The 12,286-nt window shown below is 60.5% G+C and carries 11 protein-coding genes and 1 pseudogene; 9 read left to right on the top strand and 3 right to left on the bottom strand.

Annotated elements, in window-relative coordinates; genetic code table 11:
* From gspG to gspM, 7 genes are read left to right on the top strand one after another with little or no spacing between them, the layout of a single operon-like run.
* Positions 1-456, top strand: a complete 456-nt coding sequence (gene gspG, locus TK06_RS18715) for a type II secretion system major pseudopilin GspG (protein WP_063323292.1) — start codon at positions 1-3, stop codon at positions 454-456.
* A gap of 2 nt (positions 457-458) precedes the next feature.
* Positions 459-926: a type II secretion system minor pseudopilin GspH gene (gspH, locus tag TK06_RS18710; RefSeq protein WP_063323291.1), complete on the top strand. Its 468-nt coding sequence runs from the start codon at positions 459-461 to the stop codon at positions 924-926.
* Complete coding sequence (gspI, locus tag TK06_RS18705; RefSeq protein ID WP_063323290.1) at positions 919-1,305, top strand: type II secretion system minor pseudopilin GspI; 387 nt, start codon at positions 919-921, stop codon at positions 1,303-1,305. Before gspH ends, gspI begins: the two co-directional genes overlap by 8 nt.
* On the top strand, positions 1,298-1,831 hold the full coding sequence (locus TK06_RS18700) for a type II secretion system protein GspJ (protein ID WP_063323289.1): 534 nt from the start codon (positions 1,298-1,300) through the stop codon (positions 1,829-1,831). The genes gspI and TK06_RS18700 overlap by 8 nt, the downstream gene beginning before the upstream one ends.
* Positions 1,828-2,676, top strand: coding sequence for a type II secretion system protein GspK (locus tag TK06_RS18695; protein WP_063323288.1), 849 nt, complete (start codon positions 1,828-1,830; stop codon positions 2,674-2,676). Before TK06_RS18700 ends, TK06_RS18695 begins: the two co-directional genes overlap by 4 nt.
* Positions 2,673-3,776, top strand: coding sequence for a type II secretion system protein GspL (gspL, locus tag TK06_RS18690; protein ID WP_063323287.1), 1,104 nt, complete (start codon positions 2,673-2,675; stop codon positions 3,774-3,776). Before TK06_RS18695 ends, gspL begins: the two co-directional genes overlap by 4 nt.
* Entirely contained in the window at positions 3,776-4,222 is a 447-nt protein-coding gene (gspM, locus tag TK06_RS18685; protein WP_063323286.1) for a type II secretion system protein GspM, read from the top strand. The genes gspL and gspM overlap by 1 nt, the downstream gene beginning before the upstream one ends.
* Positions 4,223-4,441: 219 nt before the next feature.
* Here the strand turns inward: gspM and TK06_RS18680 are convergent, their stop codons facing one another.
* Positions 4,442-5,698 carry an MFS transporter gene (locus tag TK06_RS18680; RefSeq protein WP_428993588.1) on the bottom strand — a complete coding sequence of 419 codons (1,257 nt, stop codon included), beginning with the start codon at positions 5,696-5,698 and terminating at the stop codon, positions 4,442-4,444.
* Between the two features lie 140 nt (positions 5,699-5,838).
* Here TK06_RS18680 and TK06_RS18675 point away from each other — a divergent pair, with 140 nt between their 5' ends.
* The gene (locus TK06_RS18675; protein WP_063323284.1) at positions 5,839-6,744 is read left to right on the top strand and encodes a LysR family transcriptional regulator; all 906 of its coding nucleotides are present in this window, start codon (positions 5,839-5,841) and stop codon (positions 6,742-6,744) included.
* A 228-nt stretch (positions 6,745-6,972) separates the two neighbouring features.
* Positions 6,973-7,062, top strand: a pseudogene (locus TK06_RS33565) (queuosine precursor transporter); the annotation flags it as partial.
* Between the two features lie 50 nt (positions 7,063-7,112).
* Here TK06_RS33565 and queC read toward each other — a convergent pair.
* Positions 7,113-7,808, bottom strand: coding sequence for a 7-cyano-7-deazaguanine synthase QueC (queC, locus tag TK06_RS18670; RefSeq protein WP_063323283.1), 696 nt, complete (start codon positions 7,806-7,808; stop codon positions 7,113-7,115).
* A gap of 263 nt (positions 7,809-8,071) precedes the next feature.
* Entirely contained in the window at positions 8,072-12,136 is a 4,065-nt protein-coding gene (locus TK06_RS18665; protein WP_063323282.1) for a dermonecrotic toxin domain-containing protein, read from the bottom strand.
* Positions 12,137-12,286: the final 150 nt, after the last annotated feature.

Raw genomic sequence — 12,286 nt, 5'->3', positions numbered from 1 at the left:
ATGACACTTCAAAACAACCGACCGGCACGCCCCCAGCGTGGTTTCACCCTGATCGAAATCATGGTGGTGGTGGTCATTATCGGCATCCTCGGCGCCATCGTCGTGCCGCAGTTTATGAGCCGGCCTGACCAAGCCAAGGTCACGGCCGCGCGCACTGATATCCAGGCGATTGCCACGGCCCTGGAAATGTACCGTCTCGACAATGCTCAATATCCTTCGACCCAGCAGGGCCTGGAGGCGTTGAGCAAGCGTCCTTCCGGTACGCCAGCCGCGAAAAACTGGAACCCCCAGGGGTATTTGAAGAGCCTGCCGGTCGACCCTTGGGGCACGCCCTATCAGTACCTCAATCCTGGCCTCAAGGCGCTCGATGGCGGTTACGACCTGTACTCGCTGGGTGCTGACGGCCTGCTGGGCGGCGAGGGCTTTGCTGCCGACATCGGCAATTGGGCTGAGTGAACATGAGCCGTGATTCTCGGGGTTTCACCTTGCTGGAACTGATGGTCGTCATTGTGTTGATCGGGAGCGTGATGGGCATGGTCAGCCTGGCTATCGGCCCGAGCCCGACGCGTGAGGCCCGGCAGCAAGCCCAGGACTTCATCCGCGTGGTGCAGCAGTTGCGCGAACGCGCGGTATTGGATGGGCTGGAATATGGGGTACGTGTACAGCCTCGCGGCTATCAGGCGTTGCGACTCGAGTCTCAGGGTTGGACAGCGGTGTCGGCGTCGCAACGGCTGCCTGAAAGCCTGACGCTTGGGTTGGAGCAGGACGGCCATGTCGTGGCGCTCGATGATGCCCGAGGTCCACCACAATTGCTGATGCTCAGCAGTGACGAGATCAGTCCGTTCAGGTTGCTCATCAAAGTTGCTGGCCAGACGATTTCCCAGGTCGTGAGTGACGGCTTGGCGCAGCCGCTGATCGATGGCTGACGCTCGCAGGCTGGCCGCCGATTGCCAGGGGTTCACCTTGTTGGAAGTCATGGTCGCGCTGGCGATTTTCGCCACGTTGGCGGCTGCGGTGCTGTCGGCCAGTCAGTTCGTGCTCAAGCAAAGCTCCGGGCTTGAGGACCGTCTGTTCGGCGCCTGGCTGGCGGACAACCAGCTCAGCGAGCTCCGTCTGCAAGCCGCTACGCCACTGGGCCAACAGCGCTTGGCCCGGCGCCTGGATCAGCGCGATTGGATTTTGCAACAGCGTGTCGCCGCGGCCCGCGACCCGCGTCTGCTCCGGGTCGAGATCCAGGTCAGCCGGGCCGGCAGCCCAGCAGTCGTGCACCGCACCACGGGATGGGTCCGCGACCGTCATGAATAGACAATCGGGCTTCACCTTGTTGGAGCTGGTGATTGCCATCGCCATTTTTGCCTTGCTCGGCCTGGCCAGTTGGCGCCTGTTCGACGGCGTGGTGCGTACCCAGCAGGGCGCCGGGCAGCATGAGCGCGAAGTCAGGGCCTTGCAGCGTGCGGTGGGGGTGATCGAACGGGATGTGTGGCAGGCCGTTGCCGGTTCCACCGTGCTCGCGTCAGGGCGCCTGCAATTGCAGCGTAGCCATTGGCCCAATCCGCTGGACCAGCCACGCAGCGAGCGGCAAACGGTGAACTATCGACTCGAGGCAGCGGTGTTGTGGCGCGACAGTCGCGGTGAAGGGCCGGTCATCGTGCAACAGCAGAAATTGCTTGAGGACGTACGCAGCCTGGGCTGGCGTGTATTCGATGCGCAACGAGGCTGGCATGACGAAACCGTGCGCGGCAACGCGCCACTGGCGTTGGAGCTGGTGATTTCCACGGGGCGTTTCCAGCAGATCCGCCGCGTGCTGTTGTTGCCTGGGGCGTTGCCGTGAGCCGGCAACGAGGCGTGGCGCTGATCAGTGTGTTGTTGGTCCTGAGCCTGGCGCTGCTTTTCACCGCTGGCATGCTGCGCAGTCATCGCCTGTTGTTGCAGAGCAGCGCTCAGCAGTTGCAGCACGTCCAACTGCGTCAATTGGGGCTGGCCGCTGAAGCCTGGGCGCAGGCGGTGTTAGAAGGCAGCGCGATAACTTCGTCCGGGCCGGTAGACCTGAGCCAGGATTGGGCTCGGCTCAAACCTGCATTCGAGATGGAGGACGCCGAGGTTCACATCGATATCGAGGATTTGTCCGGGCGCCTGAACCTTAATGCGCTGCTGGCTCAGGGCCAGACCGATCAAGTTACCCTCGGTCGCTGGACGCGATTGTTGGCGTTGCTGGAGCTACCCGCGCTGTCATTGCCCCAGGTCGGCTCGGTGCAGGAGTTGAGTCAACTGCGCCTGTTGCCGGGCATCGACGGTCAGACGCTGCGGCGCCTGGAGCCTTGGGTGGTGGTGTTGCCCAGGGACGCCCTGGTGAATATCAATACCGCGCCGCTGCCAGTGTTGATGAGCCTGGACGGCATGGAGGATGAGGTGGCCAAGGTGTTGATCAACCAGCGTCGCCATCGGCCATACGCCAGTGTGCAGGCCTTCACCAATGACCCGCTTTTATCCGGGGTGGGCATCGGCAGCCATGGCCTGGGCGTGAGCAGCCGCTGGTTCCGAATCACCGTGAGCGTGACCCGTGCCGATAGCCGTCTGCGCCTGGCCTCGGACATCGAGCGCGACCCCGTTAGCGGACGCTGGACGGTGGCTCAGCGTCGTTTTTTACCCATCAGCCCCAGCGAGTCCCTGAGATGAAAACCTGGCTTTACCTGACAGCCGACGGCATGGATGCGCCTTGCGTCAACTGGCCGTGTTGCGTGTGGTCGCCCACGGGCGAACGACGCAGCCTGCCCTTGCATGAAGCCGCCCGCGAGTTGAATGGGCGAGTCGTCGATGTGCTGTTGCCGATGGAAATGTGCAGTTGGCTGCGCAGCGATCCGTGGCCCTCTGGACGCCAGCCGCGACCCCAGGCCCTCGCATTCGCCATCGAAGAACAGCTGAGTGAAAATCTGGAGGCGTTGCACATCAGCGTTGGCGCGCGGGACCGACAGCAGCGCTACCCGCTGATGGTGACCGAGCGAGGCCGGTTCCAGGCACTGCTGGCGCTGCTGGCTGCGCAAGGCGTCGATGTACGGGCAATGCATGTCGACGCGGACCTGCTTCCCCATGACAAGGCTTTTGCGGTGCGTTGGTTCGGTCGCTGGCTGTTGGGCGGGGCATTACCGGCGCGAGTGTCGCTGTCGGCCCGAGCCCTGGCAACGCTCAAGCCGGACTTGCCCGAAGAGATTCACTGGCTGGACGAGGGACGCGATCGTGAAGGCATCGATGATTGGCTGCTCTGCGCTGGCGGACATCCCATCGACCTGATGCAGGGTGAGTTCCGTCGACGTCGCCAGCCGCTGCCGTGGCGTGGCGTGGCGGTTACTGCGTTGGGATTGCTATTGCTCACCTGGGCATTCAGCGAGGGCCGCATACGATTTCTTGAAAGCGAAAGCCGTCATCTGTATGCCCAGGGCGAGCAGCGATTCAGGTCGCTGTATCCCGAGGAAACGCGGATTGTCGACCTGGCGGCGCAGTTCCAGGCGTTGCAAAGTCATCGCGGGCGAAGCCAGGACACACAGGTCGCTCGTCTGGTCCGTCTGACGGAGCAGGTCATTGGTGCGAGCAGCGTCGAAGTGCAGCGCATCGATTTTCGTGAAGACGAAGGTTGGAAAATCCAGCTCACCGCCACCAGTTTCGTCGAGCTTGAGCAACTGCGCGAGCGGGGGCAGCAAACCGGACTGCCCGTCACCCTCGGCAGCGCCAGCAAGCAGAACAACCGCGTGCAGGCCATCCTCACCCTGGAGAACAGTTGATGAACTTCAATAGCTTGATACAGGCCTGGGGGAGGCTGTCACGCCGTGAGCAACAATTGTTGCTGGGCCTTGTCGGGCTGCTGCTGGTGGTCGTGGTCTACACAACGATCTGGCAACCTGTCCGGCAACGGCTGGATGTCGCCGAGCGACAGTACCGCCAACAGGCCGAGCTGCACGCACGAATCCAGCGCGCCGAGCCCGCCCGGGATCTAACCACCGCCACACGGCCCTTGTCGGTGCGCGTCAATGACAGTGCGGCCGCGACGGGGTTGGAAATAGCTGAAATGGAGGTCGATGGCGATTCGTTGCGACTGGCCGTCAGTGGCGATGCCAATCAATTGCTCCAGTGGCTGGATCAACAAGAGCGGGAGGGCGCGACGCTGCAGTCGTTGACTCTGGAAGCACGCAATAGTGTGTTGGAGGCGCGGGTGGTGTTGCGTCAATGAGCGATCGAGTACACAGCCATTTGGCCTGAAGCATGGGGGTTTTTGTGGCGAGGGAGCTTGCTCCCGCTCGACTGCGTAGCAGTCGTAAAGCGGTTTGCAGGGTTCACCTGTCGCTCCGCGGCGTCTGGTTCTGGGGTGGCTGCGCCACCCAGCGGGAGCAAGCTCCCTCGCCACAAAGTATTTGCTCTGTCCCTGGTTTGGGTCGTGAATTCGTGACGGCTAAACCTGAACATTCCCCGGCAACAACGGTAACTTCGCCAGTTTCACCGCCACCAGCAACGCCACCACCAGCAAGGTGCCGATGAACAGACCGACACCGTTCCACCCGCCCAAATGCCAGGCCACGCCGCCCGCCGTACCTGCGACACTCGATCCGGCGTAATAGCTGAACAGGTAAAGCGACGACGCCTGGCCCTTGGCTTTGAGGGCGCGGCGGCCGATCCAACTGCTGGCGACCGAGTGGGCGCCGAAGAAGCCGAAGGTGAACACCAGCATGCCCAGCACGACCAACCACAACGGCGTGGCCATGGTCAGCGCGAGGCCGGCCAGCATCAGCGCGATGGTCGCCCAGAGCATTTTGCGTCGGCCGAGTTTGTCCGCCAGTGCGCCGATTTTTGCCGAGCTGTAGATGCCCGACAGGTACACCACCGACAGCAACCCGACAAAGGCCTGATCCAAGTGATAAGGCTCGGCCAGCAGGCGGTAACCGATGTAGTTGAACAGGGTGACGAACGCGCCCATCAAGACGAAGGCCTCAAGAAACAGCAGCGGCAAGCCGGCGTCGCGAAAGTGCATGATGAAACCGTCCAGCAGGCTACGCGGGTGCAGCGAGCGAGGACGGAAGTTGCGCGACTCGGGGAGAATCCTCCAGAACACCGCCGCCGCGATCAAGGCCAGGCCACCGATCACCAGCATCGCGGTGTGCCAGCTGACAAAGTCGATCAAGACCCCGGTGATCAGGCGCCCGCACATCCCGCCGATGGCGTTGCCGGCGATGTACAGCCCCATCGCCAGGCCGATGTGCTTGGGATGGATTTCTTCGCTCAGGTAGGTCATCGCGACTGCAGCCAAGCCGCTCAAAGACAGCCCCACCAGGGCGCGTAGCAGCAGCACGCCGTGCCAGGTCGGCATCATGGCACTGGCGATCGTGCACACCGATGCGGCGAACAGCGCCGCGACCATCACTGGCTTGCGACCAATGCGGTCGGAAATCGGGCCGGTGATCAACAGACCGATGGCGAGCAAGCCGGTCGCGACCGACAGGATCAGGCTGCTCTGCGCCGCATTGATGGAGAACTCCGTGGACAACAGCGGCATCATCGGTTGCACGCAATACAACAGGGCGAACGTTGCAAAGCCGCCGCTGAACAGTGCCAGCACCGTGCGCATGAACATCGGCGTGCCTTTTTCGATGTAGATGTCCTTCAGTTCGGCGACGACCTCATCTTGCACACGAGGTGGTATTTCATGGGCCAGTGGAGCAACAGCAGTTTTCACGTTGAACCTCGAACGAGCACGGCCAGGCAGGCAATGAAAAAAGCATATAGCCGGCTAACGTTTCTATCCAATATATTGTTCGACCTGTTTAAGACGTTTTACGACCTATTGGATTGCCCATGGAATTGCGCCACCTGCGTTACTTCATCGCCGTTGCCGAAGAACTGCATTTCGGCCGCGCCGCCTTGGCCCTGGGTATCTCCCAACCGCCCTTGAGCCAGCAGATCCAGGCCCTGGAACAGGAGATCGGGGCGCGGTTGTTCGAGCGTACCAATCGTCGGGTCGAGCTGAGCGAGGCCGGTCGACTGTTTCTCGAGGAGGCGCGACGGGTTTTGGTCCAGGTCGATAAGGCCGCCGACGTAGCCCGTCGTGCCCAACTGGGGGAACTGGGAGAACTGAAAATCGGCTTCACCTCTTCGGCACCGTTCAACTCCACCATTCCCCAAGCGATCTTCTCGTTCCGCCAGCGCTTTCCCGCGGTGCACCTGAACCTGCGGGAAATGAGCAGCACCCAAGTGGCCGATGCGCTGGTGGACGAGGTAATCGAGGTGGGCATCATGCGTCCGTTGCCACTGCCCGACGCCTTGAGGGAAATCGAACTCAGCCGCGAACCGCTGGTGGCCGTGCTCAGCGCCAAACATCCGCTGGCCCAGGGCAACGAAGAAGGCCTGTTTCTCTCGGCGTTGGCCCAGGAACCGTTCGTGTTCTTCCCGCGCAGCTACGGCAGCGGCCTGTACGCGCAACTCCTGAACCTGGCCCGCGACGCCGGCTTCAGCCCGCACTTCGCCCAGGAAGCCGGCGAAGCCATGACCATCATCGGCCTGGTGGCGGCAGGCCTGGGCGTTTCGGTCTTGCCAGCGTCTTACCAACGCATGCGAATCGATGGCGTGGTCTACCGGCCGCTGCTCGATCCGGCGGCGGTGTCAGCGGTGTGGCTGGTGCAGCGCAAGGACCAGCGTTCGCCGATGGCGAAGGGGTTTGTGGAGTTGTTGACTGAAAATATAGACACCCACAGGTCGGCGTGATGAATAAAAAACTTGCCTATATGTGAAGGGGCGCCGCAAGGCTAATGCTGGTCATGAGAAAAGTGATGGACCTGTGGCGAGGGAGCTTGCTCCCGCTCGGCTGCGAAGCAGTCGTAAACCGGCGGGTGCGGTGTGTCTGATGCTCCGCATTTGGCAGGTTTTGGGGCCGCTTCCCGGCCCAGCGGGAGCAAGCTCCCTCGCCACGGGTGTATCGATTGCCTTAGGTGAAAAATGTGTTTTGCTGTTTTTAATGTACTACCCGCCTATGGCGCCAGGGCGTTGTTTAGGAAGTATGTAACCGGTGCCCAGCCTGCATAAGAGTTCAATGGGCTATTGCCTCATAGCCCATTACCCTTCGAGCGTTGTGCCTATAAATCCAGTTTTGTCTTCAGGCTGTTCATGATCTCCACCCGGTTTTCAAGGTAGTGGCTCAGGCCCTTTGCGCGCAGATGACAGGCGGCGCAGTCACCGCAGCCTCTGCCCTTGATGCCGTTGTAGCATGTCAGTGTCTGTTGATCGATGAACTCCAACCACCCGTGATAATCAGCCAGCGCCCAGGTTTGGGCTTTGTTCAGCCACATCAAGGGCGTCTCGATGCGCAAGGGATAGTCCATGCCCAGTTCAATGGCGTTGTTCAGCGCCTTCACGAACGCATCGCGGCAGTCCGGATAGCCCGAGAAGTCGGTTTCACACACACCGGTGATAAGAGTTTTTGCACCCACCTGATACGCATAGATAGACGCCAGGGTCAAAAACAGAATGTTGCGCCCAGGCACGAAGGTGCTGGGCAGGCCATCTCCATCGCTGTTGGCCGCGGGCACTGGAATGTTGTCGCGGGTGAGGCTGCTGATGGCCAGTTCGTTGAGCAGGGTGGTGTCCAGTATTTTATGAACGGTCACGCCAAGGGCCTTGCAGAGTTGTTGCGCCACTTCGATTTCTTGACGATGGCGCTGGCCGTAGTCGAACGTGATGCAATGAACTTCGTCGTACCGGGGTAAGGCGTGAATCAGGCAGGTAGTCGAATCCTGGCCGCCGCTGAAAACGATGACTGCTTTTTTTGTCATTTCATTCATTTGGACCTGTCCCAATAGGTGCTGAAGGAGTGACCCTAGCCCGAAGTTCAACACCTTGTTGTGGGAAGTTTCCGAATTTACGTGCTCCGCTTTCTCTATTTGGTTTTTCAGTCGCAAGTGAAGCCGCTAGAAGATCGCTGCCACGGCGGGTGCCGCACACCCGGAGAATCCTCGCCAATTGGAATTGTCCGTGCGCGGCGGCGCTTGCCGTGGCAGGCGGTACTCACCTCGATCCTTTATTTTTTCACTTGGCCTTACCAGACCGTCGCAGGTTTATTGGCGTGGTAATCATAAAAACCCTGGAGTATCCAGGTATCGCCCTTGCGTTCGAACGCGGCGCGCCATGCGCTTCTGCCGCCACCGGGGGATAGCTGGGCCATGTCGTACCAGTAATATTTGTTGATTCGTTTTGTCGTGGCCCTGCCGGCTCGAATGTCATCCATGATTTCGTTGATCTTGGCTCGGGCCGCTTCGGGAAAGTTGTCATAGGACATCTGTGTTTCAGCCAGCGTGCTGAGAGTCACCGTAAACTTGTCTATTGCGGTGGATGCTTCCCCCAGTACTGGTGAAGTGCTGGTGGTAGGTGATGTGCCAGTGACCTTCTTCGTCGGGACTTGGGTCACGACCTCGATATCAAACGCGTCGTAGTTCGAGAGATTTTTTGCGAAGTTGGTAATGTCCTCTCCGGTGACCAGTAACGTCTTGCGCTGCGACTTGCCCTTGTTGGCGATGACGTAAGGAATCTTGTTGTTGCGGATTTCCGTCAGGAGCCCGGGTTTGTGTCTTTTTTTCATCTCGTCCCGGAACGCGCCGAGCTTTTTCTTTTTGTACTCCGCGAAGTTTGCAGGGTTCGTTTTATAGTCCTCCCTGGCAGCCTCTACCTCGGGACCTTCTCCTGAAAACCGGACGCCCAGGTCCTCCCAGACGCGCTTTTCCGCGACTTTGACCACCTCATGAATATCGTCCTGTATCTTGGTCATGGCGGCTTTCTTCTTTCCCTGTTCGGGGACGATGGTGATGAATAATGCGCCGGTGAGGTTGTCTGGCAAGGAGGACATCATCATCTTGAAGTTGCCTTCGTTGTCGAAAAGCTCCTTCTTGAGTGGCAGGGTCATGTCGAAAACTTTTATTTTTTGCGCGGCCGTCAGCTGGATCCCCTTTACCTGGGAGTCGATGTCTCGGGTGCAGTAGTCGACGGCCTGCCATACGTTGAATTTGTACAGCAGGCTTTCGTGGGGCTTCTTATGTTGCCCGAGGCCGTGGAGGCCCTTGTTGATCTGGTTGATTCGTGAAAGGTAAGTGTCTATATCGGGCGCGTCGATGTCATTCATGCTCTCGCGCAAGGTGCGTTCGGCCAGCTCCTCGGGCATCGAGTGGATGACCTTCTTTACCGTATTCACCACCTGTCGAGAAGGCCAGTGATGGTCGACCAGGATGCCCTCCACCAAGGCGTTATAGGTTTTCTGTTGCGCAGTTTCCGGGGCCCGACTGAACAGACTATGCAGGACTCCGCCACCGAGCAGGCGTTGCGGTTCTTCGATGTGCCAGCGACCGTTTTTCCACGTCACCGTCCGTTGATGGGTACGATTGTTGGGCGCGTAGATAATCCGCAGGCTTTCCTGGATCGCGGTTTTGCAGTAGTCATGCCCCATCTTCAAATAGGCTTGGCCGGACGCGTCCCTGTACAGGTTGCGACCCTCGGGGACGAGCCCTTTGCTGTCAAAACCTTTCAGGAGAAAAGGGCCTAGCTCGGGGTCGGGCATACGGGGCAGGGAAGACAGCTCCGGGCGGGTCTTGTCCCGGCGTCGTGCCGCGCGCGCCATGATCAGGTCCTGCCCGGCCTCTGCCACGACCTCACCCAGCCCGCTGATGAAATCACTGGCCCACTGGCTGAAGCTGCCACCCTCGTCTTTTATGGCCGACACCGCGGCGCCCCCGGCCATTGTCGGCAGGATCGCACGGCCCAGTACCCCGCCCAGGCGGCCCGCGTAGAACATGGCCATCGCACCCGCCAGCAAGGTGACGCCATTCCTGCGCCCTTCCTGGGCCGCTGCGCTGTCGCGCTCGGCGTTCGTTACCATCAGTGCGTCAGCCGTCTTGAGCGCGTGGCTGATCTGCGTTTCGTGCAGTGCTTTGAGCAGGTCGCCTTTGACCACGGGGGAGGCGACCTTCAAGGCGAAATCATCCTGAACCCGATGCTTGATCCATGAGAAGGTGGACTGCGTGACTTTCTTTATCTTCTCGTTGAGCGTCAGGTTTTCCGCGGCCGGCACCAGGCTGGCAAGCTGATCGGCTTGTTCCATCAGCGGCAGTTGGGAAATCAGCCAGCGGGTCATTTCCAGCGTGCTGATGAGTGTCTTGACCAGGACCGCTTCCAGCTCCCTTTCGCTTCCTGCGTGGATGTCCCTGAACACTTTTCCGTCCGGCGCACCCGGCGTGTACAGCGTCAATGAAGGCCGGCTGGATAGTTTCCTGACGCCAAAGGCCAGCAGCTCTTTCAGCACACTGTCGCCCCACTGGATCTGCCGCACCACCACCTCGTGCCCGTTGACCTTGCGGCGCGCCTCAGGCATTGCGCTGTCCAACGCCGCCAGCACCAGGTTCAGGCCGGTGTTGTCCTTATCGTGTGTAAAGTCTCCCGATATATGCGCGGCCCACGCCTGCGCCCGCATTTGTTTGGCTTTCAGAGCCATCCATTGTGCCTGGCGCTCCCGGGCCGCAAGCAGCAACGCGGGCGGGATACGGGCACCCACATTTGCCCTTTCAATGATCTCCACGATCTGCGCAAAGCTGAGCGGCCCCTCTTCGGTGTGGTGGGAAGCGTTGCGTTCGTCCGGTGTCAGGTTGGACATTGCCCACTGCGTCATGGAACGGCAATCGTCGAATATCGCCTTCGCACTGCCTAGCGACACCCCGGACCCGAACGGTGACTCGCCCGTGGGCGCGTGCGAGTCGATGGTCTGCTTGCGGATGCACAGGGATACCTGGTCAGGATCGACCGGGGCGTATTTGTCCTTGATGAAGCCGGCGAGCAACGTGCGGGTCCGGTCCTGGAGGGCGTCAGGGGACGCCAGCATCACGGGATCTGGCGGGGGTGGGGTATCCGCCAGGGTTATCTGCAGGTCCTGCAGCGCGTTCCACCAGGCCACGCGGTCGCTGCCGATCACGTTCGGGTTGGCGTGCAGCCAGTCGTCCAGTTTTTTCTGGTAGAGCCGTAGCGCGCGCTCGTCCATGGCGCCCGCCAGGTCCAGCTGGTCCTTGAGGTTCGCCGCGATATCCAGCCTGGCGATCCAGGCGCTGATTTCCTCATCATCTCCCGGCCCGTTCAGCAATACGTCGCTCACGGCGGTTTTTTGCGCCGCTCGCAGATCCATAACCAGGTAGGCAAGGAAGTCCCCGGCGATGGGGGCGATTGTCACGTCATACTGAACGTTATCGTCGGCCTCCAGGCTGGCCTTCAGCGCCGTCAGGTCCGCGTACACTTCCAGCGGCTTGCCCAAGCTGTACAGCACCGCGCTTGCCGGGTAGTCGGTATTGTCATGTCGGGTCAGTGCAACAGCGCCTGACACCGGCACGCTGAACCCCCATCCTTCGGGGGTGATACTGAGGCTGTAGACCCCGGGCCGGTCACGCTCCGCCAGCCTGGCGCGAGACGTTGCGTCCGGTGCCGACAGTGCATGTTCCGTCAGCGCCTTGTGCAGTGGCGGGCTCAGGGTTCCATCCAGTTGGTGGAGATCGGCCTGTGCCTTGAGTTGCCTACCGAATTCATCGGCCAGCCATTGGCTGACGCTGCGGTCCTGGCTAACGTCGGGCGGGGTGTCCCAGAAGTTGTCCAGTGCCCGCGCCAGCATTTGTTCATACGACGTTGGGGTGACGCTTATCAGTTGCTTGATTGCTTGCTTGGCGTCACGGCTATTCAGGGCTGCCGGCATCTCCGTGACGCTGTTCAGCTCGGTGACGATGTCTATATTGCCCAAATCGTCGAAGAACTCGTGGGCATTGATCTTTCCTGCCACCGCACGCCAGAAGAGCGTGTCGAGGGGGACTGTTTGCGCCACCTTTTTAAACGCCGGCTCGTTGGCTGCGCGTTCAGTTGGGGGGACGGCTTCATCTTGCAGTCGGCACACGCGTATTTCTTTGACGGCCAGCTTGTTCACCAGCGTGGGGAAGGCTTGCCTGAACCCATCATCCAAGTGCCGCGCAGCCACTTCCGAGGCGCGCGGAACGGCATCGTTCAGACGGATCATCTGCTGCTGCGAGGCATTGAGTTGGTGTATCAGCAGGGCGCTAGCGGTTTGTAAGGGGGTGTTCTCCAGCATGTTCTCTTCCTGAAAGTTTTTCGGAAGGAACAACCTATTGAAGGTGCGCGAAGAGGGGGCGGTATATAGATACCGCATGGAGCGGCGACAGGCGGTGTACCGGTGTTGTGGATACATAATCGATGTGGCAGCGAGACTGTTCGCGATGCG

The sequence above is a fragment of the Pseudomonas fluorescens genome (assembly GCF_001623525.1).
GTDB lineage: Bacteria > Pseudomonadota > Gammaproteobacteria > Pseudomonadales > Pseudomonadaceae > Aquipseudomonas > Aquipseudomonas fluorescens_Q.
The sequence above is the reverse complement of the archived record's forward strand: the minus strand, read 5'-3'. Positions and strand labels throughout refer to the sequence as shown.